Genomic DNA, 20,722 nt, shown 5'->3' on the forward strand with positions numbered 1-20,722 from the left:
GGCAGATGGCCGAAGGGGAGGACGACATGGCGTACGAGAGCGGGCCGCGCGGGGGACGACCGAGGGATGCGGTGCTGCTTGTGGCGGGTCTGGCCGATATCGCGGTCACCGCGGTGAGCAGTGCGGTGGGTGAGGTACGGGGGCTGTTGGGGCGCTCCGACGTGGCCGGGCTCGCGGATGAGGGGCAGGAGGAGATCAAGGCCCGCGGGCGTCTGGTCCTGGACCGGTATGCCGTTCCGCCGGCACACATGGAGTTGCTCGCCCGGCATGTGGTTGCCCGGCGCAGTGGACCGGTTGATGCCTGAAGGCGCCGGGCAGGGTGCCCTGAAGGCCCGTGTGGACCAGGTGCTGCGGCACTTCGTCCAGCAGGAGACCGACGCGCTGCTCGACATCGACGTGGACCTGGCTCCCGTGGCGGACCAGCTCCAGGTCGCCACGGCTCACGGGAAGCGTTTGCGGGCGGCGTTCTGTTACTGGGGATGGCGGGCGGCCGGCCAGCCGGACAGCGACGCCCTGGTCCGTGCGGCGGCGGCGATGGAACTCGTACACGCCGCGGCCGTCGTGCACGACGACCTCATCGACCACAGTGCTCAGCGCCACGGGCTGCCCACCCCTCACCTGGCGCTCCGCTCCGCCACCACCGCCAGTCCGCGCCCGAAGGCGGCTGCTCGCTCGCTGGCCATGCTGGTGGGTGACCTGCTGATGTCCTGGGCCGGCCAGCTGTTCACCACCTGCGGTCTGCCGGGAGCCTATCTTTCGCGGGCGCGCCCCCTGTGGGGCGTGTTGGCCCGCGAGCTGGTGGCGGGGGAGTGCCTTGAGATCCTCCGCACCGGAGCTCGCCCGGACCCGCACGCCTCCCTGAAGGTGATCCGCTACAAGACCGCCAAGTACACGGTGGAACATCCGCTGCACATCGGCGGGGCCCTCGCCGGTGCCTCTCCAGGGCTACGCGCGGCGTTCTCCGACTACGGGCTGCCGCTGGGGGAGGCGTTCCAGTTGCGGGACGACCTGCTCGGGCTTTTCGGAGACCCGGAGCGGACCGGCAAGGCGAACGCGGACGACCTCACCGCACACCGCCCCACCGCCCTGCTGGCGCACACCTGGCAACACGCCACAGCCGACGAACGGCGCGTGCTGGAGCAGACGTTGGGGCAGCGCGAACTCGACGAGGACGGTGTGCTGCGCGTGCGGGAGATCATGTACCGCACCGGGGCGCCCGCCCGTATCGAGGACATGATCACTGAGCGAATCCACGTCGCCACCGCCGTCCTTGACGACACGGCGCTGCCCCTGGAAGCCGCCCGAACGCTGGCCGACCTGGCACGCATGGCCACCGTCCGCCATCACTGAACCCCTCGCGCCCGGCCCAGCCCCCACTTCTTTCTGCAAGGAGCCCCCGATGGCCTACACCGAGCAGTCCCTCCAAAGCCTGCGCCTGGCGGGTGACGAGCTGGCCGACGCCACCGTGGCGACGCTCTTCGAGCGCGGCGAGATCGGCACGTTCAACACCCTGATGCGCTACGTCTCCACAACGGGCCAGGAACTTCCCGAGGGGCTCCCTGAGGTGGCCCGCCAGTACCTCCACGAGACGAGCGCCCCGCCCTCCTGGGTGGACTGGGGTGAGATGGAAAAGGCCCGGCTGTTCTTCATCGACAACAACGTCCACATCTCCACGGCCCTCTCCTTCGCCTCGATGCCCGCCTGCTACGTCCTGCCTCACGTCGCCAAACTGCTCTCCGCCACCCATGGGCTGAAGTACCCGTCCAAACGGATGGCGGAGACCGGGCAGTTCACCGTCTACCTCATGCGACCCGACGCCTTCGAAGCCGGCAGCCGGTTCATCCCCGCAGCCCAGAAGGTCCGCCTCCTGCACGCGTCCATTCGCCATCACCTGCGCCGCGAAGACCGCTGGGACACCGAGAACCTGGGCACCCCGATCTGCCAGGAGGACATGATCGGCGGACAGATGATGTTCTCGATCCAGGTCCTGGACGCCCTGCACCGGCTCGGCATCCACATGAGCACCGAAGGCGCCGAGGCGTACTACTACGCGTGGCGCGTCGTCGGCGCCATGCTCGGCATCGACCAAGCCCACGCGCCACAGAGCTTGGAACAAGCCCGCGAGTTCTCGGACCTGTACATGACCCGCCACATGGGGCCCTCCGAAGAGGGCGCCCTTCTCACCCGTCAGCTCATCGACCTCTTCGAAGAAGTCGTCCCCGGCACCCTCTTCGACCCCCTCGTCAGCGCCCTCATCCGCTACCTCGTCGGCGACACCTGCGCCGACTGGCTGCAAGTCCCCCGCACCCCGTGGGACACCGCGGTCAAAGCCGCACCGGCGCTCCTCGGCATCCTGGAGACGATCGAGGACAGCTCACCGCTGGGCGCCTGGGCCCTGGACCGCCTCGGCCACCTGACCACTCTCTTCGAACTCAGCTCACTGACCCGCGGCCGCGTCATGCACTACGCCATCCCTGAACACCTGAAGAAGGACTACGACGTCCCCTCCACCATCCTGCGCACCCGCCGATGGACACCCCCTCCTCCCACCGTCGCCGCACTGTGATCGGCCGGAAGGGGGCAGGGTCCCTGCCCTGCCCCCGCCCTTCCGGTCACTTCACCGAACCGGCCATCACTCCCTGCACGAAGTGACGCTGGAAGGCAAAGAAGACCACCACCGGCACGATGAGGGAGAGGAAGGCGCCCGGCGCGAGGACATCGATGTTGCTGCCGAACTGCCGCACCTGCGACTGCAGTTCCACCGTCAGCGGCTGCGAGGAGCTGTCGGCGAAGAGCAGCGCCACCAGCATGTCGTTCCACACCCACAGGAACTGGAAGATCGCCAGGCTGGCGATCGCCGGGCGACCCACCGGCAGTACCAGCCGCGTGAAGATCCGCCATTCGCCGCCCCCGTCCATCCGCGCAGCCTCCAGCATCTCGCGGGGGATGTCGGCGAAGTAGTTGCGCAGCAGGAAGACGGCGAACGGCAGCCCGTACGCGACGTGGAAGAGCACCACGCCCGGGATCGTGCCGAACAGCCCCAGCTGTCCGAACAGCTTCGCCACCGGCAGCAGACCCACCTGCACCGGCACCACCAGCAGCGCCACCACGCCGAGGAAGATCCAGTCCCGGCCCGGGAAATCCAGCCAGGCGAAGGCGTATCCGGCGAGCGCCGCCACGACGACGACCAGGACGGTCGTCGGCACCGAGATCAGGACCGTGTTCCAGAAGGCCCGTGTGATGCCCGCGTTGCCCAGGAGAGCGGTGTAGTTGTCCAGGGACAGCTGGCCGGGCCCGGTCAGCGCCGTCCACCAGCCGCTCGCCGCGTTGTCGCTCGCCGAGCGCAGCGAGGACAGCAGCAGCCCGGCGACCGGGGTCACCCAGATCAGGCCGACCACGGCCAGGAACGCCTGGACCAGGCCGTTGCCCAGCCAGCGGCGCAGCCGGCCGCCCGGCATCGTCGCGGTCGCACTCATGACTGACTCCTGCGGAAGCGGCGGACGTTGAACACCATCGCGGGGATCACCAGGAGCAGGAGCAGCACACCGAGCGCGCTGCCGAGCCCCTGGTTGTTGCCGCCGCCGAAGGAGACGAGCCACATCTGGGTGGCCAGCACGGTGGCGTCCTCCTGCACCGGCCCCGGCGCGATGATGTAGATCAGGTCGAAGACCTTCATCACATTGATCACCAGCGTCACGAAGACGACGGTCAGCACGGGCGCCAGCAGCGGCACGGTGATCCGGCGGAAGACCTGCCACTCGTTGGCCCCGTCCATCCGCGCCGCCTCCAGCGCGTCGCGCGGCAGGGACGAGAGACCGGCGCCGATGAGCACCATCGCGAAGCCCGTCCAGATCCACAGGTACGCGCCGATGATCGCCGGAGTGACCAGGGCGGGACCGAGCCAGGAGACACCCTCGTAAGGCGGCGCGAAGTTCTCCGCGGGCAGCCGTACCGTGTACGCGCCCGCCGTGAGGTCGGTGAAGCGGAACGATCCGTCGGCGGCCGTGGTCGCGGTGGCGACGGTCTTGCCGTCGCGCACCGCCTCCACCGCCATGCCGGGCAGCCCCCGCTCCCCGGCGTCGACGGCACCGGGCCGTCCGCCGCCACCAGGAGTGAAGTCGAGGTACACGGCGCCGGCCACCTCCTTCGGACCGGCCTGGCCGGCCGCAGCCTGCTTCGCGCCGGCGGGCAGCTCCTTGGGCGGCACGCCGACGAAGCCGAGGGCGACGCTCTGCCCCGGGGAGAGCGCGTCGGCCGTCCCGTACGAGCCGTCCGGCCGCTTCTCGAGCCCCTGCCCCTCGCGGGCCCGGGCCTTCGGGTACGACGAGGAGTCCTCGAACACGTCGTGCACGCCGACCACGGCCGCGTTCAGCACGCCCTTGTCCGGGTCCTCCTCGTAGGCGAGGCGGAAGATGATGCCGGCCGCCAGGAAGGAGACGGCCATCGGCATGAACAGCAGCAGCTTGAACGCGGTCGCCCAGCGGACCTTCTCCACCAGTACCGCGAGTATCAGCCCGAGACCAGTGAGCAGTGTCGGCGCGACGACCACCCAGATGGCGCTGTTGCGGATGGCGGTCAGGGTGGCCGGGTCGCGGAACATCTCCGCGTAGTTGCCCCCGCCGACGAACTGCGTGCCGGACGCGTCGAAGAAGCTGCGGCCCACGGAGAACAGCACCGGGTAGACGACCAGCGCGCCGAGCAGCAGGAGCGCCGGCAGCACGAACGCGACGGCGATGATCCGCCTGCGGCGCCTGGCCCGGTCCCGCGGACTGGTCTCCCGCCGGCCGCCCTCGGCGGCGCCGGCCCGGGGCGGCGGGGGAGCGGTGAGTGTGGTCATGACGGCCGCCTCAGCTCTTGTACGCCTTGGCCGCCGCGCTCTCCAGCGCCGCGGCGGTGCCCGCCGGGTTCGACGAGTCGCGCAGGAAGTCCTGGAGGATCTTCCACTCGCCCACGCCCTTGGTGCCGCCGAACGCCGCCGGAGCCTGGTCCGACATGTCGAAGCGCACCGAATCCCCGGCGTCCATCAGCGACTTGGCGGTCTCACGCAGCGTGTCGTCGCCGTAGGAGGTGAGGTCGAGCTTCTTGTTCGGCGACAGGAAGCCGCCCGCCCCGGCCCACACGGCCGCGGCCTCCGGCGTCGCGAGGTACTCCATGAACGCCATCGCGGCCTTCTGGTTCTTGCCGTCCTTCAGGACGACGGCCGCGTCACCGCCGCTGACCACCGGTGCCTTGCCGCCCGCGACCGCGGGGAAGGGGAAGAAGGTGGCGTCCTCGCCGATCTTCCTGCCGAACTGGTCCTTGGCGATGCCGGCGACGAAGTCGCCCTCGTACACCATCCCGGCCTCGGGCTTCGGGCCGAAGACCTTCTCGACGGAGCCGGGGAAGTCGGTGCTCAGCGCGCCCTTCTGGCCGCCCGCGATCAGCTTCTTGTCGGCGAAGAGCGCGCCGAGGGTGGTCAGCGCCTTCACCACGGTCGGGTCGGTCCACTTGATCTCGTGCTGGGCGAGCTTGTCGTACTTCTCGGGGCCGGCCTGGGAGAGGTAGATGTTCTCGAACCAGTCGGTGAGCGTCCAGCCGTCCTCGCCGGCGACCGCGAAGGCCGGCAGGCCCGAGTCGGAGACCGCCTGCCCGCTCTTCAGCATCTCCTCGTACGTCTTCGGCGGCTTCACACCCGCCTGGTCGAACGCCTCAGGGCTGTACCAGACGGTCGACTTGTGAGCGGCCTTGAAGTACAGGCCGTACAGGGTGCCGTCGACGGTGCCGTAGTTCTTCCACACCGGCGCGTAGTTGGCGTCGACGGACTTCTTCGCGGTGTCCGACAGCGGCTTGAGCCACTGCTGCCGGGCGAACTGCTGCAACACGCCGACCTGGGGGACCATCACCACGTCGGGGGCGTTGCCGCCCTCGATCTTGCTGCCGACGACCGTGGAGACGTTGTCACCGGTCGAGGTGAACTGGGTCTTGGCGCCGGTCTTCTCGGTGAAGGAGTCCAGCACCTTCTGGAAGTTCTTCTGCTCGGCGCCGGACCAGACACCGGCCACGTTCAGGGTCTGGCCGCTGAGTTCCTTACCGCCGCCGCCCGCGCTCACCGGGCTGCCGCCGCAGGCGGTCGCCCCCAGTGCCAGGGTGAGCGCCGAGCAGCACGCCATCGCCGTACGTCGTCGCATCTTCATGTCAAACCTCCGAGGTGGTGTGGTCACTGATCCACCAGGCGGCGGTGGATCCGGGCAGTACGCCGGCCGGGCAGGGGCCGCTGGACAGCAGGGGGGCGCCGGCGACCGGTGCGGGCACCGGCGCGGCGGTGAAGTTCACGGCGCAGACGAGTCCGTCGCCGCGCAGGAAGGCCAGGACGCCGGGCGGCGCGTCGAGCCAGCGCAAGGTGCCCTCGCCCAACTGCGGCAGCCCGTGCCGCAGTTGCAGACCTTCGCGGTACAGGTGCCAGAACGAGCGGGTGTCGGTCAGCGCCCGGTCGGTGGCGTGCTCGGCGAACCAGCCGGGCTGCGGCAGCCACGGCTTGGCGCTCTCCGCCCCCGTGCTGAAGCCGAACGGGGAGGCGTGCCCCGACCACGGCAGCGGCACGCGGCAGCCGTCGCGGATCCGGGCCCGGCTGCCGGTGCGCCGGAAGATCGGGTCGGTGAGGACCTCGTCGGGCAGGTCCACGACCTCCGGCAGGCCCAGCTCCTCGCCCTGGTAGATGTACGCGGCGCCGGGCAGCGCCAGCATCAGCAGGGCGGCGGCGCGCGCCCGGGCGACCCCGAGCCCGCTGCCTTCGGTGCCGGACTCGCCGTACCGGGTGACCGTGCGCACCTGGTCGTGGTTGTTGAGCACCCAGGTGACGGTGGAGCCGGTGCCCGCGATGTCGCGCATCGCCTCGTCGATCACCTTGCGGAAGGCGTCGGCGTCCCAGGGCGCGCCCAGCAGGTCGAAGAAGAACGCCTGGTGCAGTTCGTCGGGGCGGACGTAGCGCGCGTGCTCACGGGCGGTGGGCACCGACACCTCGCCGACCAGGAGCCGTTCGCGGCCGTCGCGAGCCGTGTACTCCTCGCACACCGACCGCCAGTGGCGCCATACGTCGTGCACCTCGGGCTGGTTCCAGGCGAGCGGGTTGACGGAGTCGCGGGTACGGGCGTCGGCCTCCGGGTCGGGGGAGTCCGGCAGGTCGGGGTGTTTGAACAGTCCGGCCGCCACGTCGATACGGAAGCCGTCGACGCCCCGGTCCAGCCAGAAGCGCAGGGCGTGGTCGAAGTGGGCGCCGACCTCGGGGTTGCGCCAGTTCAGGTCCGGCTGCTCGGGGGTGAACATGTGCAGGTACCACTGGCCGGGCGTGCCGTCCGGCTCGGTGACCCGGCTCCAGGCGGGGCCGCCGAACATGGCGTGCCAGTTGTTGGGCGGCGCGTCGCCGTCCGGGCCGCGGCCCTCGGCGAAGTGGAAGCGGGCGCGGGCCTCGCTGCCGGGGGCGCCGGCCAGGGCCTCGCGGAACCAGGCGTGCTCGCTGGAGCAGTGGTTGGGGACGATGTCCAGCAGCACCTTGATGCCCAGCCGGTGGGCGTCGGCGACCAGCAGGCCGAATTCGGCGAGGTCGCCGAAGACGGGGTCGACGTCGCAGTAGTCGGCGACGTCGTACCCGTGGTCGTGCTGCGGCGAGGGGTAGAAGGGGCTCAGCCAGATGCCGTCGACCCCGAGCTTCTTGAGGTACGGCAGGCCGGCCCGGACACCGGCGAGGTCGCCGATCCCGTCGCCGGTGCTGTCGAGGAAGCTGCGGACGTACACCTGGTAGATCACCGCGTCGCGCCACCAGTGACGGCGGCTCGGGGCTGTGTGCATCACCCGTTGACCTGTATTTCTGCGTGAAGGGTGCGCGCCACCCAAAGCGGGTAGCGGTTATGCATGCATGTTAAGTAGGCACGACGAGAGGGTGTCAACGAAGATGCCAAAAATCAGAGTTGGTTGGGATGATTTGTCCCGCTTTGCGGTTGCACCCGGCGAGCGCCGGTCCGCATGCTGGTACCTAACAGGTAGGTAGGAAGCTTGATGAAGGGGGCTGTGACGGAGACGTCAGCGACGGCGGGCGATGGCCGCGAGCTCCTCCGCGAGCCGGCGCACCGCCGCCTCGGGCGTCTGGTGCTGCGCCATCGCGTCATGCGCCACGGCCTGCACCGCCAGGCTCACCTGCTCGTAGTGCGGGCTCTTGGGACGCGGCGCGGCCGCCAGCACGCTCGCCCGCAGCGCGGGCAGATAAGGGAAGCGCGCCACCAGCGCCGGATCCCCGTACAGCGCGGCCCGCACCGGCGGCAGGGCGCCCTCGCTCAGGACGCGGCGCTGCACCTGTTCGCTGGTGAGGTACGCGATCAGGTCACGCGCCGACTCGGGGTGCCGGGCATGGCTGCTCACGGCCAGATTCGAGCCGCCCAGCACACTCGCGCCCGGCCCCCGCGGGCCCGGCAGCGGCACCGCGCCGAACTTCCCCGCGACCCTCGACTGCGCGCCGGACGCGCCGGCGTACGCGTACGGCCAGTTACGCAGGAAGAGCAGCCGGCCGTCCTGGAACGCCTGCCGGGACTCCTCCTCCTTGTACGTCAGGGCCTCCCTCGGGATCCAGCCGTCCCGCACACCACGGGAGAGGAACCCCAGCCCTTCGCGCGCGGCCGCCGAGTCGACCGTCACCCGCTCGCCCTCGTCGCCGAGGACCGACCCGCCCGCCGAGTACACCGCCTCGGCGGCGTTGACCGTCAGCCCCTCGTACGGCAGGAACTGGCCCGCGTAGCCGCCGAGTCCGTACTTCGGGGCGATGGTGCGGGCCTGCCGCTCCAGCTCCGCCCAGGTCCGCGGCGGGCGCTGCCCCTCGCGGTCGAGCACGTCCTTGCGGTAGAAGAGCATCCCGGCATTCGTCACGTACGGAACGGCATGGAGCCGCCCGTCGTACGTCGCGGTGTCCACCACGGGCGGCAGGAAACTCTCCAAGGGGAACCGGCCGCGCTCCAGCGGCGCGATCCACCCGGCCGCGGCGAACTCCGACGTCCACGCGACATCGATGTTGAGCAGATCGAACCTGCCCTCGCCCGACCTCAGATCCGTGATCATCTGGGCCCGGGTCTCGTCGGCCGAATCCGGCAGCTCGACCAGGGTGACCTTCTCGGCCGGATGCGCGCGGTTCCAGCCGTCCAGGACACGGCCCAGATAGCCGGTGAGATCACCGGCCGTCGCCAGCGTCATGGGGCCGCGCCCGCCCTCGCGCTCCGCGCCGCCCGACGGGGTGCCCGAGGCCATGTAACCCGTCAGTACGACCGCGAGAGCCAGGAGACCCCTACCGGCGGCACGTATCCACCGCATAGGTTCCTCCCAGAGCACCGCGCCGTACACCTTCGTCCGACGACAGGGCATGTATACCCGTTAGGCATGGGCGATACTAGAGCCCACATCACATCGGGAGCACGCCAAGGGAGGACAGCACGGGTGCGCCTTCCCCTCCTCGCCCTCCTGGCCAAGGGCCCGGCCCACGGCTACGAGCTCAAGCAGGAGCTTGAGCAACTGCTGGGCGCCGCGTACCCTCCCACCAACGTCGGCCAGATCTACGTGACGCTCGGCCGGCTGGAGAAGTCCGGGCTGATCGAGGGCGAGGAGATCGCCCAGGAGAGCCGCCCCAACAAAAAGATCTACCGCCTCACCGACGCCGGGCAGGAAGCACTGCGCGCCTGGTTCGACGAGACGTCGGACGAACCGAGGGTCCGGGACGAGTTCTTCATGAAGCTCGCCCTCGCCCCGCGCACCGGTCTCGCCGACCAGATCGCCCTCATCAACAAGCAGCGACGCGAGTACCTCACCACCATGCGCAACCTGTCCAAGCTGGCCGCCACCGAAGACCGGGACAACCGCATAGCCCACCTGCTGATCGAGGGCGCCATGCTGCACCTGCAGGCCGACCTCGACTGGCTGGAGCGGTGCCAGGAGGAACTGGAGGAGCTGCGATGACGGACTCCGCCGTACCCGCGCCGCTGCTGCGCGCCGAGGGCCTCGTCAAGACCCACCACGGCGAGGGCGCGCCCGCACACGCCGTGCGCGGCGTCGACCTGACCGTGCGCCGCGGCGAGTTCGTCGCCGTCACCGGCCCCTCCGGCGCCGGGAAGTCCACCCTGCTGCACCTGCTCGGCGGCCTCCAGCGTCCCGACAGCGGCTCGCTCCGGCTGGACGGCGAGAGCACCGACGGCTGGACCGAGGCGCGCTGGGCGGTGGAGCGGCGCCGCCGCATCGGCATCGTCTTCCAGTTCTTCAACCTCGTCTCCAACCTCACCGTCGCCGACAACGTCGAACTGCCCGCCCTGCTGGCCGGCACCTCCGCCAAGCGAGCCCGCGCCGAGCGCGAGGAGCTCCTCGCCGAGCTGGGCCTCGACGGCAAGGCCCGCAGCATGCCCGGCGAGCTCTCCGGCGGCGAACAGCAGCGCGTCGCCCTCGCCCGCGCCCTCGTCAACCAACCCCGGCTGCTGCTCGCCGACGAACCGGCCGGCAGCCTCGACAGCAAGGGCACCCGCGAGGTGATGCGGCAGCTGACCCGCTTCCACCAGCGCGGCCAGACCATCGTGCTCGTCACCCACGACGCCCGGCTCGCCAGCGCCGCGGACCGGGTGATCAGCTTCTTCGACGGCCGCATAGCCGACGATGCGGAACTGGGCGGCACACCGCCGCGCGGCCACGGCATCGCCGGCGTACTGGAACTGAAGGACTGACCGGTGCGGGCCATGCTGCGCTGGGCGCACGCCGATCTGCGCACCCACCGGGGCGAGGCACTGTTCATGGTCGCCGCCACCGCCGGCATCGTCGCCTCGCTGCTGCTGGCCACGGCGCTCTTCGGCTACGCCACCAACCCCTGGCAACGGGTCTTCACCCAGTCGCGCGGCGCTCACGTATGGATCCACATCGGCCCCACCGCCGACACCGGCCCCCTCGCCACCCTCGACGGCGTCGAGCAGCTCTCCGGCCCCTACCGCACCGCGGCCGCCACCGTCGCCTCCCGAGGCGCCCGCGCCGGCGTGGAACTACGCGCCACCACTGCCGAGCCCCCCGGCACCGGCCGGCCCCAGATGACGTCCGGCCGGTGGCTCGACGACGCCGTCCCCGACGGCGTCGTCCTGGAAACCGGACTCGCCCGCGCGCTCTGGGCCGAACCGGGCGATCGCCTGACCCTGCCGACCGGCCGCACCCTGACCGTCCTCGGCGTCGCCGACAGCGCCGAGCCCCGCTACCGCCCCGGCGAGCGGCCCGGCACCGTCTGGGCCCTGCCGCGCGCGGTGCCCGACGACCGCGGCGGCGGCCAGGTCGTCGGCCTGCGCCTCGCCGACCCGGACGACACCGACTACACCGTCCAGCGCGCGGTCACCGCGCTCGGCGCCGGCGCCGTCACCGACGTCTCCACCTGGCAGCAGGCCCGCGCCGAGGCCCAGGGCGACACCAGGCTCCTCGGACAGGTCCTCGGAATGTTCGGGCTCGGCGCGCTGATCGCCGCCGCCCTCGCGGTCTTCGGCGCCATCAGCACCCGGGTGCGCGGCCACCTGCGGGACATCTCCGTCCTCAAGGCCATCGGCTTCACACCCGGCCAGGTCGTGCGCGTCTTCCTCGTCCAGCACCTCGCCTTCGCCGTGGCCGGCGCGGCCCTCGCCACAGCGGCCGCCCAGACCCTCGGCCACCGCCTGCCCGGCCGGCTCGGCGACGCCGTCGGCGTCTGGCAGGGGCTCCAGGGTCATGCGGCGGCGCTGGTCGCGGTGCCCGTCGCGGTGGTGCTGTTCATCGGGGCGGCCACCTGCCTCGCCGCCTGGCGGGCCGGGCGCGTCGAGCCCGTACCCGTCGTCCCGCCCACCGTGGCCCCGCGCGGCGGACTGTCCCGGGCCGCTCGGGGCGCACTCGGTCTGCGGGTGCCGGCCGCCCTGGTCCTCGGCTGGCACCGGGCCTTCGGCCGAGGACGGCGCGCCCCGGCCGCCATCGTCCGCCTCGCCCTGCCGCTGCTGCTGATCACCGTGGCGCTCGGCGCCTGGACCACCATCGAACGCTTCGACAGCCGCCCCGAACAGCTCGGCCACGCCGCCGCGCTCACCGCCCGCCCCGACACGACCCTCACCGACCGCGAGGCCGCCGCGCTCCTCGAGGCCCACGACAAGGTCACCGCCGCCCACCCCGGCCTGGAGGTCGCCGCCCTGGTCCCCGGCCAGACCGGCACCATCGCACTGCGCGGCCTCGGCACCCGCGACGAGCCCTACCCGTACTCGATCGCCGAGGGCCGCGCCGCCCACGGCCCCGACGAGGCCGTCGCCGGTCAGGGCCTGCTCGACCTGCTCGGCGTACACGTCGGCGACTGGGTCCGCGTCACGGTCGGCGGCCACCCGCAGGTACTGCACCTCGTCGGCCGCAGCATCGAACCGGAGAACGGCGGCCGGGTCATCTCCACCTCGCTCGACACCCTGCGCGAGAACGACCCCGCCCTGCGCCCCTCCCTCTACCAACTCCGCCTCGAGCCCGGCGCCGACCCGCGCGCAGTCCGCGCCGAACTGGCCGCGGCCTCCCGGGGCCACCTCGACATCCACGAGGTCACCACCCCCGCCGACCGGCTCTCCACCCTGCGTGGCGTCGTCTTCGGCCTGATCGCCGTCCTCGCCCTGATCGGCCTGACCGAACTCTCCACGGCGATCGGCGGCGCCATCCGCGACGGCGAACGCGACCTGCTGGCCCTGAAGGCCATCGGGCTCTCCCCGCGCCAGATCACCGCCGTCACCGTGACGGCCATCGGCTGCACCGCCCTGGCCGCCGCCCTCGCCGCGACGGCCCTCGGCGTTCCCTTCGCCCACTGGCTGATCGACCACGAGGCCCACACCACCGGCATCGGCTCCGGCATCGCCCAAACCCCACCCGCCGGCCACCTCGTGGCCACCTGCGCGGCCGCCGTACTCGGCGCGATCGCCCTCACGGCCGTCCCAGCCTCCCGAGCGGCCCACCGCCGCCTCGCGGACAACCTGAGCGCGGTCGCCTGACGCGTCGTCACTCCGACAGCGTGGGGTCAAGTACGGGGCCTCCCGTGCGAGCTTGACCGGGCGGCGCCGAGCGTGGGCTGCCGCCGGTGCGCCCCGGGCACGGGCGGAGCGAGGCCGCCGATCGTCCGCTCCGACATCCGTGCGCGCTCGAACGCGGACGCGAGCTCGCGCCGCTGTCTCAGCACGTCCCGGTGTACGCAGGCCGGCCGCGCCACGCTGCCCGGCGCACGCGCGGCCCAACACCCTGCTCCGCAAAGCGGGTGTCGAGGTCATCGAGATCGTCGGCGCCGAACTCGGCCGAGGCCGCGGCGGAGGCCACTGCATGACCTGCCCCCTCATCCGCGAACCCATCACCTTCTAACCCCTCACATCGCCTCTACCGGGCGCTCGCCGACCACGAAGGCGGCAGGCGTAGGAGGCTGTTGAGGCCGCGCACACCGACTTCGCCCCTCTCCGGAGCAGTCGCGACCGTCGCGCGCCGATGTCTGACCCGGAGCGCCGTCCGGACGGAACAACGCCCGGCAGCACGAAGGCGCCCCGGCCGCATTCGCAGCCCGACGACGCCTTGTCAGTGGCCAGGGAGACACTGGCGCCATGAAGACCTCCTCATCCACCGCAGCCAGTTCGGTCGAGCCTTCGTTCACCTGGGTCGAGTCGATGGGCGGCCCTCTGATCGCCATATCTGTTTCCGTAGTGGACGGATGGCGTGGTTGCACGGAGTGGGGGCTGGTCATCGGCGACGGGGACGTGCTGGACGACTACGACCGCGCCTGCGAAGTGGACGGTCTGGCGGGAGTGATCGCTGTCGGTGACGACGGCCTGCGAGGGCTTGTCCTGGCGGATGAACCCGCCTCCACCTGCTACCTGCCGGAACACCGAGTCTTCGTCCGTTGGCTCGGAGCCAACTCGGATGCCGATCTGTTCGCCGCCGCCCGGGCCGTCCTGGCCGACCCCACGACCCAGTGGGAAGAGTGCGGTGTCTGGGAGACGGACGGGCCGGCGGTGCTCATGGACTCCGTCACCCCCGGGAACGAGCTGGACGTCGAGTACCCCGAGGGCGGCGGACTGCCGGAGCAGGCGCCCATCCCCATACCGCCCGGTCGCTGGACAGTCCGCGCCGTCCATACCTCGACGAACGAGGAGACTTCGGTGGGTCTGGTTCAACTTCTGCCCATGACGCCGGCAGGCTCTCCGGAAGTACTCCACGGAAGTAATTGACGTGCTGACAAACCGTCAGTGAATGAGCGAGCGAGCGCTGCTGGGGGCAGGACCGAACCAGGACTTGTCCGGCCGTTCACCCGGCGCGCCGTCATAGGCGTACGACGATCAGGGCGATGTCGTCTCGGGTGCCGCCGGCCACGCCGAGGTCGGCCAGCAGGGCGTCTGCGACGCGGTCGGGGCTCATGCGGGCGTGGCGGCCGAGGGCGTCGGTGAGGCGGTGCAAGCCGGTGTCGATGTCCTCGTCACGGCGCTCGATGAGCCCGTCCGTGTACAGGACCAGGACGTCACCGGAGGTGTAGGGAAGGGTCGCCTGGGGGCGGGCGGCGTGTTCGGGGCGGGCGCCCAGTGGGGGATCGGTGGCCTGATCCAGCAGGTCGCAGGTGCCATCGGGGTGCACCAGGACGGGCGGAGGGTGCCCGGCGCTGCTGTAGGCGATCCGCTGATGGCCGGCCTCGATCACGACCTGGACGGCGGTGGTGGCAAGCGCCCCTTCCACCGAGCGGGCGTACAGACCCAGGACCTCCAGCGACTTGGCCGGCTCGTGCAGGGCCCGGACGGCGGCGCTCAGCGCGCTGCGGAGCATACCCATGACGGCGGCGGCCTCCAGGCCGTGACCGACGACGTCACCGACCGCGACACCGAACGAGCCGTCGGGCAGGTCCACGACGTCGTACCAGTCGCCGCACACGTTCAGCGACCCGACCGCGGGCAAGTAGCGCACCGCGACATTCCCGTGCCCCTCCAGGTCGGGCGAGTGCAGCATGGCCTCCTGCAAGGCGACGGCGACCTGCCGCTCCCGGGCATGAGCCTGGCGCAGCTCCTCGTTCAACCTCTGCAGCACCCGCCCCCGCGCGTACAGCTCGGACTCCATCACCTCCCGCCGGCCCAGCAGTCCGCCTGCCGCCCGGTCGGGGCGGGACCGGATGAACTCGGTCACGTCCTCCACCCGGTGAATGATCCACGCCACCTGACCGTCCGGCCCGAGCACAGGGGTGTTGATCGGAGACCACCACCGCTCCTCGAACTCCCCGGGCCGCGACGGTACGGGGATGTCGTACTTCTGCACCGCCATCGTGTCCGGCTCCCTCGACTGCAGTGCCCGGTGCAGCGAGGCACCCAGGTTCCGCACCCCGTCCGCGGTGGCGTCCGCGGGATTGTCCGGGAAGGCATCGAAAATGTACTGGCCCACCAGGTCCGACCTGCTCCGACCGGTGGCGCGCAGGTACGCGTCGTTGACGTCGACGATCACCAGGTCACGGCCGAGCACCAGATACGGACTGGGCGTGGCCACGAACAACGCCTTGTAGTCAATGCTCGGTTCCAAGGAACCTCACACCCGCCTTTCCACCGCTCAAAGAGGCTCTTCCCGATGCGGGTAGCAACACCTCCCGGAACAGCCGTGCCTCCCACTGCGTCGCGAGCCGTGGGACCGTCGTCGTTGTCGTGACGACGGAGGAGACGGCAGCTGCCGTCACCATGGGTCACATTTACTTACGATGAGTAAGCAGCTTGGTCGTCGTGCACCTGCCTCCAGCCTCACCCGCGCGGCCGCTCGGCGCGACACGATCGTGGGCGGGCGCCGGGGTATCGGCGGTATCTCCTCGCTACCTGCTCGGCTTGCTCCGTCTCCAGCTCGCGGCCGGATGCATGGGCTGCGGCTCTGTGGAAAGCCGCCAACCATGGCACCCATCTCACCGAAGCCAGAGCGCGGAGACGACCACGACCGCTTCGAAGAGGACCGGCACAACGGCGCGGGTCCGGACGAACGGGTGGAGGACCAGGCACCGGACAAGCCCACCGAGCTGAACAAACAGTCCTGGCGGGCGGTGCTTCGCGGCACTTTCAAGGAGTTCAAGGAGGACGAGCTGGCCGACCGGGCTGCGGCGCTGACCTACTACGGTGTGCTGGCCCTGTTCCCCGCGCTGCTGGTCCTCGTCTCCTTGCTGGGTATCGCCGGGGAGTCCGCGACGAAACAGGTCCTGGACAACATCCAGAAGCTCGCCCCTGGCTCGGCGCGTGATGTGATCACCAATGCGGTGGAGCAGTTGCAGGGCAATGCCGGTATCGGCTCGATCCTGGCGATCGTGGGCCTGGCTGTCGCGGTGTGGTCCGCCTCCGGATACGTGGCCGCCTTCATCCGTACCTCCAACGCCGTCTACGACATGCCCGAAGGCCGCCCGGCCTGGAAGGTGCTGCCGCTGCGCCTGGGCCTGACCGTCACGCTGATGATTCTGGCCTGCGCGAGCGCGCTGATCGTGATCTTCACCGGTGAGCTGGCCCGGCAGCTGGGCACCGCCCTAGGGGTGGGTGACACCGCGCTGACCGTGTGGTCGATCGCCAAGTGGCCGGTCCTGGTCCTCCTGGTCACGATCATGATCGCGCTTCTGTACTGGGCCGCTCCGAACGCCAAGGGACGCGGGTTCAGGTGGGTGACCCCGGGCAGCTTCCTGGCGCTGCTGATCTGGATGATCGCCTCGGCCGGCTTCGCGTTCTACGTCGCGAACTTCGCCTCCTACAACAAGACGTACGGCACCCTCGCCGGGGTGATCATCTTCCTGGTGTGGTTGTGGATCACCAATATCGCCGTGCTGCTCGGGCTGGAGTTCGATGCGGAGATGGCCCGCCAGCGGGCGATCGCCGGCGGACACCCCAAGGACGAGGAGCCCTACGTTCCGCCGCGCGACACGCGGAAGTGGAGCGATGAAGACCGCCGCCGGATGGACTGATCACGGCCCGAACGGCCTGTGCGGGGAAAGCTGCCGACCATGAGGCTTCTGGCGTCTTTGCGTACCTGCGAGAACCGGCTGACCAAGCGCATGGCGTCCTGGAAATCCCCATGGGCGCGTGGCCTGCTGCCGCCGGTGGAGGATGCGGCCCAGCACACGAAGCTGTGGTGGGCTGCCGCTGCCGCCATGGCAGCCGGGGGCGGATGGAGGGGCCGCAGGGCCGCGGCGGCGGGTGTTGCGGGGATGACGGTGGCACTGGGTCTCTCCAACGGGGTCGCGAAGCAGCTCGTCGAGCGCCGCCGCCCACCGAAGGAATGGTTCCCGCACGAGGACGTCGAGGACCGGCCGGACAGTTCCTCCTTCCCGTCCGGGCACACAGCCGCGGCCGTCGCGTTCGCTGCCGCCGTCGCTCCGACGTGGCCGTGGGCGGGCGCCGCGTGTGCCGTGCCCACGGTTCTGGTGGCGATCGAGCGGGTCCACAGCGGCGCGCACTACCCCTCCGACGTCGTAGCCGGAGCCGCCATCGGGCTGGGTGCGGCCGCTGCGGTGCGGGCCGCGCCGGGCCTGCTGCTGCGTCACCTCGGGTGAGGCGCCGCGAACTCCCGGCGCGCAGCCGCCGCTTCCGCGTACAACCAAGAGCGTCCACCATGTCCACGTCGGCACGAGGCCGTCAGGCAGGAGAGGCCGTCCGGTCGAGGCGCTGACGTTGCGAGGCGGTCAGCCGGATGCCGGCCGCAGCGAGGTTCTCCTCCAGATGGGCAAGCGAGGCGGTTCCGGGGATCGGCAGGACGACGGGGGAACGCGCCAGCAGCCAGGCGAGCAGGACCTGAGGAACGGTGGCGTCGAGTTCCGTGGCGACGGCGGCGAGTACGGACGCCTGATCCGCGTCGGTTTCCGCAGCGACGGGACGCCAGGGCAGGAAGGCGATGCCCTCGGCCTCGCACATCTCCAGAACGGGTTCGTAGTCTCGGTCAAGAAGGTTGTAGCGGTTCTGCACGCTTGCGATCTCGGCGCTCCGCCGGGCCTCGGCGAGCTGCTCAGGGGTGACTTCGGAGAGCCCGATGTGCCCGATCTTTCCTTCGAGCTGGAGCTCGCGGAGCGCGCCGACCTGTTCGGCGAGCGGAAGCTTCGGGTCGATCCGATGCAATTGGAGCAGACCGATCCGCTCGGTCCGTAGTCGCCGCAGGCCCTGTTCGACCTGTTCGCGCAGACTCTCCGGCCGTGCATCGTACGCCCACCCTTCCGGACCGGACTGGGTGACGCCGACCTTGGTGGTGAGCAGCAGATCGTCCGGGTACGGATACAGGGCCTCGGCGAGGAGTTCCTCGTTGGCCCCCCATCCGTACAGGTGGGCCGTGTCGATCAGGGTGACACCCAGGTCGACAGCTCGCCGGGCCACCGCCTTGGCGGCAGCCCGCTCAGGGCCGGGCCCTGTCGGCAGCCGCATGGCGCCGAACCCGAGCCGGGACACCTCGTACTCGCCTCCCACGGAGAACGTGCTTGCCGTGCTCGGTGTTCTCGAAGCCATCGGTTTCCCCCTCATCGGCCCGACGATACCTGGGCGGAGCCCGTGAGGGCTCCTCCCGCTGACGGCCCGCCAGGTCCGCCGCGCACGTTCTCCGGCGCCCGGCGTGGTCGTCGGTACTCAGCCGCGCGGCCCGGGGCGTGCGTGCGATTGAGTACGGGGGCTCAGGTCCGGGACGGGCTCTCAACCTGACGATGGGGCAGTCACCGCGACCGTCACGAAGGGCCCGCGCATGCTCAGTCGCCTCGCCGCCGCAATCGTTCCCGTCCTCGGTCGGCTGGCCGTCACGGCGGACCTCCCACGACTGCCCGCGGGCGGCGCCGTGATCGTGGCCAACCACAGCAGCCTGGCCGACCCTCTCGTGGTCCTCGCGGCCCTGCGCCGTATGGGGATCGAGCCCGTCGTCCTCTGCGCGGCAGGACTTTGGCGCGTTCCGCTGCTCGGCCGCGCCCTGACCCGCGACGGATATGTGCCCGTGCGCCGCGGGACCGCCCGGGCCGCCGAGGCCCTGACCGGAGCAGAGGCCGCTCTGCGAGCCGGACGCTACGTCCTCGTGTACGGCGAAGGCTGTATTCCGCCTCGTCCGGACTCCGCGGACGCACCACCGCAGGCTTTCCGCAGCGGGCCGGCCCGACTGGCGGCCGCCGCCGGAGTACCGCTGGTCCCACTCGGCCAGGCCGGTGCCCGTCGTATCACCTCGGGCGGCGCCACCAAGCAGCTTGCCGGACTGCTGACCGCGCCGTTGCGCAGACCTCGCCTGCACGTCCACATCGGGGCTCCACCGATGCTGCCCGCGGACACGGCCTCGGCGACCCACGTGGCTCGGCAGTCCGTGACGCACGCGTGGCGCACGGCCGCACACCGGCGCACGTCGAGCAGCCCACACCCAGTGCCCTGAGGGAGGACGCCACGATCGGCGGACGCTCGGACATGTCGGCCCCGGTACGTCGCCGAGCGCCGCGGAGGCCCCCGCCGCGTGCACATGGCCGACAGACCATGGGAGTTTGCCCGAGCCGCTCCACCATGCGCGGGTCGACTTCGAGCGTCCGACGCAGAGAGATCTCAGGCGGGCACGGCTCTACTCGGCACCGACACGAGCGGCCATACTCGGGCGAGGGCCCATGCGACGGGGGAGGGGGCCAGGGCATGAGCGGCGACGAAGCGAGCCCGGCTCAAGAGCTGTTCACCCTCGGCGCGCTGATCCTTGCCGAGCCGAAGCGGCCGGTCCTGCGCCGGTACCACGGTCCCGTGATGCACGTGGCGGCCGAGGACGGCACGGTCCTGGCGCATGTTCATGAGCGCGGAGCCTTCGCGTACGCCCTCGAAGATCTCGGGCGCCGGCCCTTGCTGGGGGTCGACCTCGTCTCCAAGGGGGCACTTGCCCGGCCGCGTTTCCGGTTGACCGACGGCGAGGGGCACCTGATCGGGGAGGCCCACGCGCCCGGCCGGGTCAGCCACACACGACTGCTCGAGGTACGAGCCGGTAGCGCCTCCATGCAGCTCACCCGCAATGCGGTGCTGGGCAGGACCTGGTCCGTACGAGACGGTCTCGACCACGCGGTGGGCCGGGTGACGGTCTCGACCTGGCGCTCGCTGGACGGCCTTCAGCGGTACCGCGTCGAACTGGACCGACGAGCCGGAAGCGAGCAACGCCGTCTCGTGGTGGCCGCGACCGTCTGCCTGCAGGCGATGCGGCGCTGGATGACCGCCCCTCAGGGCACTGCGGCCTGACTCGTTGTCCCCTTGGCTGCTTGCCGGAACGAGAGAACGCCTGCGCCGCCTGCCGGGAAGTGGCGAGGCGTCGTGAGCGGTGCCGGTCACTCATCGGCGTCGCGTAGCCGGGCGGCGAGGATCGCGACGTCGTCCTCGTACGCGCCGTTCGCCGTGCGGGCCAGGAGGGTGTCGAGCATGTCGTCCAAAGTGCCGTCGGTGGGCAGGCTCAGTGTCGCGAGCGCCTGCACGCAGACGTCGATGTCCGTGTCGCGCCGCTCCACCAGCCCGTCGGTGCAGAGCAGTAGGGCGGTGCCGCGTTCCATGCGTACGGTGATCGATTCGTAGCCGCCGAGCCCTGTGCCGACGGGCGGGCCGGCCGGCAGCGACAGAACCTCCGTGCTGCCGCTGGGCATGGGGCCCTCACTGTTCACAGGTTCCCTGTCTGTCTCCACTGATCACCGGAGCTGATCCATACCCAGTCGAGGGAGGGGCCTCTCGTCCGAGGCCACGCGTTCCTCGCGGAG

19 protein-coding genes and 1 pseudogene are annotated in these 20,722 nt (G+C 71.0%); 12 read left to right on the forward strand and 8 right to left on the reverse strand.

Annotated features, from left to right (window positions below):
- The first annotated feature begins 26 nt into the window (after positions 1-26).
- From ACWF79_RS05680 to ACWF79_RS05690, 3 genes are read left to right on the forward strand one after another with little or no spacing between them, the layout of a single operon-like run.
- Positions 27-305 carry a polyprenyl synthetase gene (locus tag ACWF79_RS05680; protein ID WP_453726761.1) on the forward strand — a complete coding sequence of 93 codons (279 nt, stop codon included), beginning with the start codon at positions 27-29 and terminating at the stop codon, positions 303-305.
- Positions 298-1,350 (forward strand): polyprenyl synthetase family protein, encoded by a 1,053-nt coding sequence (locus ACWF79_RS05685; protein ID WP_453726762.1) that lies wholly within the window; start codon positions 298-300, stop codon positions 1,348-1,350. Before ACWF79_RS05680 ends, ACWF79_RS05685 begins: the two co-directional genes overlap by 8 nt.
- A 49-nt stretch (positions 1,351-1,399) precedes the next feature.
- Positions 1,400-2,566, forward strand: coding sequence for an oxygenase MpaB family protein (locus ACWF79_RS05690; protein WP_453726763.1), 1,167 nt, complete (start codon positions 1,400-1,402; stop codon positions 2,564-2,566).
- Positions 2,567-2,612: 46 nt separating this feature from the next.
- On the opposite strand, the gene ACWF79_RS05695 is transcribed toward ACWF79_RS05690, so the two are convergent.
- The 5 genes from ACWF79_RS05695 to ACWF79_RS05715 all read right to left on the reverse strand — a co-directional run bounded on the left by ACWF79_RS05695 (position 2,613) and on the right by ACWF79_RS05715 (position 9,330).
- Positions 2,613-3,476 (reverse strand): carbohydrate ABC transporter permease, encoded by an 864-nt coding sequence (locus ACWF79_RS05695; protein ID WP_453726764.1) that lies wholly within the window; start codon positions 3,474-3,476, stop codon positions 2,613-2,615.
- Positions 3,473-4,837 (reverse strand): carbohydrate ABC transporter permease, encoded by a 1,365-nt coding sequence (locus ACWF79_RS05700; RefSeq protein ID WP_453726765.1) that lies wholly within the window; start codon positions 4,835-4,837, stop codon positions 3,473-3,475. The genes ACWF79_RS05695 and ACWF79_RS05700 overlap by 4 nt, the downstream gene beginning before the upstream one ends.
- A gap of 10 nt (positions 4,838-4,847) precedes the next feature.
- Complete coding sequence (locus tag ACWF79_RS05705) at positions 4,848-6,173, reverse strand: ABC transporter substrate-binding protein (RefSeq protein ID WP_453726766.1); 1,326 nt, start codon at positions 6,171-6,173, stop codon at positions 4,848-4,850.
- A 1-nt stretch (position 6,174) separates the two neighbouring features.
- Positions 6,175-7,824 (reverse strand): glycoside hydrolase family 13 protein, encoded by a 1,650-nt coding sequence (locus ACWF79_RS05710; protein ID WP_453726767.1) that lies wholly within the window; start codon positions 7,822-7,824, stop codon positions 6,175-6,177.
- Positions 7,825-8,055: 231 nt separating this feature from the next.
- Positions 8,056-9,330, reverse strand: coding sequence for an ABC transporter substrate-binding protein (locus ACWF79_RS05715; protein WP_453726768.1), 1,275 nt, complete (start codon positions 9,328-9,330; stop codon positions 8,056-8,058).
- Positions 9,331-9,453: 123 nt separating this feature from the next.
- Here ACWF79_RS05715 and ACWF79_RS05720 point away from each other — a divergent pair, with 123 nt between their 5' ends.
- From ACWF79_RS05720 to ACWF79_RS05740, 5 genes and pseudogenes are all read left to right on the forward strand, one after another.
- A complete protein-coding gene (locus tag ACWF79_RS05720) occupies positions 9,454-9,969 on the forward strand; it encodes a PadR family transcriptional regulator (RefSeq protein ID WP_453726769.1) in 516 nt (171 codons plus the stop codon).
- Positions 9,966-10,721 (forward strand): ABC transporter ATP-binding protein, encoded by a 756-nt coding sequence (locus ACWF79_RS05725; protein ID WP_453726770.1) that lies wholly within the window; start codon positions 9,966-9,968, stop codon positions 10,719-10,721. The genes ACWF79_RS05720 and ACWF79_RS05725 overlap by 4 nt, the downstream gene beginning before the upstream one ends.
- 3 nt (positions 10,722-10,724) lie before the next feature.
- Positions 10,725-13,013 carry an ABC transporter permease gene (locus ACWF79_RS05730; protein ID WP_453726771.1) on the forward strand — a complete coding sequence of 763 codons (2,289 nt, stop codon included), beginning with the start codon at positions 10,725-10,727 and terminating at the stop codon, positions 13,011-13,013.
- Between the two features lie 172 nt (positions 13,014-13,185).
- Positions 13,186-13,374: pseudogene (locus ACWF79_RS05735) on the forward strand (arginine deiminase family protein); the annotation flags it as partial.
- 233 nt (positions 13,375-13,607) lie between these two features.
- Positions 13,608-14,231, forward strand: a complete 624-nt coding sequence (locus tag ACWF79_RS05740; RefSeq protein WP_453726772.1) for an immunity 21 family protein — start codon at positions 13,608-13,610, stop codon at positions 14,229-14,231.
- A gap of 91 nt (positions 14,232-14,322) precedes the next feature.
- On the opposite strand, the gene ACWF79_RS05745 is transcribed toward ACWF79_RS05740, so the two are convergent.
- Positions 14,323-15,558, reverse strand: a complete 1,236-nt coding sequence (locus ACWF79_RS05745; protein WP_453726773.1) for a PP2C family protein-serine/threonine phosphatase — start codon at positions 15,556-15,558, stop codon at positions 14,323-14,325.
- Positions 15,559-15,913: 355 nt separating this feature from the next.
- On the opposite strand from ACWF79_RS05745, the gene ACWF79_RS05750 reads away from it, so the two are divergent.
- Both ACWF79_RS05750 and ACWF79_RS05755 read left to right on the forward strand, forming a co-directional pair.
- Positions 15,914-16,960 carry a YihY/virulence factor BrkB family protein gene (locus ACWF79_RS05750; protein ID WP_453726901.1) on the forward strand — a complete coding sequence of 349 codons (1,047 nt, stop codon included), beginning with the start codon at positions 15,914-15,916 and terminating at the stop codon, positions 16,958-16,960.
- Between the two features lie 243 nt (positions 16,961-17,203).
- The gene (locus ACWF79_RS05755) at positions 17,204-17,548 is read left to right on the forward strand and encodes a phosphatase PAP2 family protein (protein ID WP_453726774.1); all 345 of its coding nucleotides are present in this window, start codon (positions 17,204-17,206) and stop codon (positions 17,546-17,548) included.
- Positions 17,549-17,630: 82 nt separating this feature from the next.
- Here ACWF79_RS05755 and ACWF79_RS05760 read toward each other — a convergent pair whose 3' ends face one another.
- A complete protein-coding gene (locus ACWF79_RS05760; RefSeq protein WP_453726775.1) occupies positions 17,631-18,488 on the reverse strand; it encodes an aldo/keto reductase in 858 nt (285 codons plus the stop codon).
- Between the two features lie 229 nt (positions 18,489-18,717).
- Here ACWF79_RS05760 and ACWF79_RS05765 point away from each other — a divergent pair, with 229 nt between their 5' ends.
- Positions 18,718-19,383 carry a lysophospholipid acyltransferase family protein gene (locus ACWF79_RS05765; protein WP_453726776.1) on the forward strand — a complete coding sequence of 222 codons (666 nt, stop codon included), beginning with the start codon at positions 18,718-18,720 and terminating at the stop codon, positions 19,381-19,383.
- A 248-nt stretch (positions 19,384-19,631) separates the two neighbouring features.
- Positions 19,632-20,216: a hypothetical protein gene (locus ACWF79_RS05770; protein ID WP_453726777.1), complete on the forward strand. Its 585-nt coding sequence runs from the start codon at positions 19,632-19,634 to the stop codon at positions 20,214-20,216.
- Between the two features lie 86 nt (positions 20,217-20,302).
- Here ACWF79_RS05770 and ACWF79_RS05775 read toward each other — a convergent pair whose 3' ends face one another.
- Positions 20,303-20,611, reverse strand: coding sequence for a SpoIIE family protein phosphatase (locus ACWF79_RS05775; protein ID WP_453726778.1), 309 nt, complete (start codon positions 20,609-20,611; stop codon positions 20,303-20,305).
- Positions 20,612-20,722 lie beyond the last annotated feature (111 nt).

It is taken from the genome of Streptomyces sp. NPDC054975, from assembly GCF_053609105.1.

What these genes read in the sequence shown, in the direction of transcription:
- ACWF79_RS05680 (WP_453726761.1), top strand. Translation starts at nt 27, where the DNA reads ATGGCGTACGAGAGCGGGCCGCGCGGGGGACGACCGAGGGATGCGGTG.
- ACWF79_RS05685 (WP_453726762.1), top strand. Translation starts at nt 298, where the DNA reads ATGCCTGAAGGCGCCGGGCAGGGTGCCCTGAAGGCCCGTGTGGACCAG.
- ACWF79_RS05690 (WP_453726763.1), top strand. Translation starts at nt 1,400, where the DNA reads ATGGCCTACACCGAGCAGTCCCTCCAAAGCCTGCGCCTGGCGGGTGAC.
- ACWF79_RS05695 (WP_453726764.1), bottom strand. Translation starts at nt 3,476, where the DNA reads ATGAGTGCGACCGCGACGATGCCGGGCGGCCGGCTGCGCCGCTGGCTG.
- ACWF79_RS05700 (WP_453726765.1), bottom strand. Translation starts at nt 4,837, where the DNA reads ATGACCACACTCACCGCTCCCCCGCCGCCCCGGGCCGGCGCCGCCGAG.
- ACWF79_RS05705 (WP_453726766.1), bottom strand. Translation starts at nt 6,173, where the DNA reads ATGAAGATGCGACGACGTACGGCGATGGCGTGCTGCTCGGCGCTCACC.
- ACWF79_RS05710 (WP_453726767.1), bottom strand. Translation starts at nt 7,824, where the DNA reads ATGCACACAGCCCCGAGCCGCCGTCACTGGTGGCGCGACGCGGTGATC.
- ACWF79_RS05715 (WP_453726768.1), bottom strand. Translation starts at nt 9,330, where the DNA reads ATGCGGTGGATACGTGCCGCCGGTAGGGGTCTCCTGGCTCTCGCGGTC.
- ACWF79_RS05725 (WP_453726770.1), top strand. Translation starts at nt 9,966, where the DNA reads ATGACGGACTCCGCCGTACCCGCGCCGCTGCTGCGCGCCGAGGGCCTC.
- ACWF79_RS05740 (WP_453726772.1), top strand. Translation starts at nt 13,608, where the DNA reads ATGAAGACCTCCTCATCCACCGCAGCCAGTTCGGTCGAGCCTTCGTTC.
- ACWF79_RS05750 (WP_453726901.1), top strand. Translation starts at nt 15,914, where the DNA reads ATGGCACCCATCTCACCGAAGCCAGAGCGCGGAGACGACCACGACCGC.
- ACWF79_RS05755 (WP_453726774.1), top strand. Translation starts at nt 17,204, where the DNA reads ATGACGGTGGCACTGGGTCTCTCCAACGGGGTCGCGAAGCAGCTCGTC.
- ACWF79_RS05760 (WP_453726775.1), bottom strand. Translation starts at nt 18,488, where the DNA reads ATGGCTTCGAGAACACCGAGCACGGCAAGCACGTTCTCCGTGGGAGGC.
- ACWF79_RS05765 (WP_453726776.1), top strand. Translation starts at nt 18,718, where the DNA reads ATGCTCAGTCGCCTCGCCGCCGCAATCGTTCCCGTCCTCGGTCGGCTG.
- ACWF79_RS05770 (WP_453726777.1), top strand. Translation starts at nt 19,632, where the DNA reads ATGAGCGGCGACGAAGCGAGCCCGGCTCAAGAGCTGTTCACCCTCGGC.
- ACWF79_RS05775 (WP_453726778.1), bottom strand. Translation starts at nt 20,611, where the DNA reads ATGCCCAGCGGCAGCACGGAGGTTCTGTCGCTGCCGGCCGGCCCGCCC.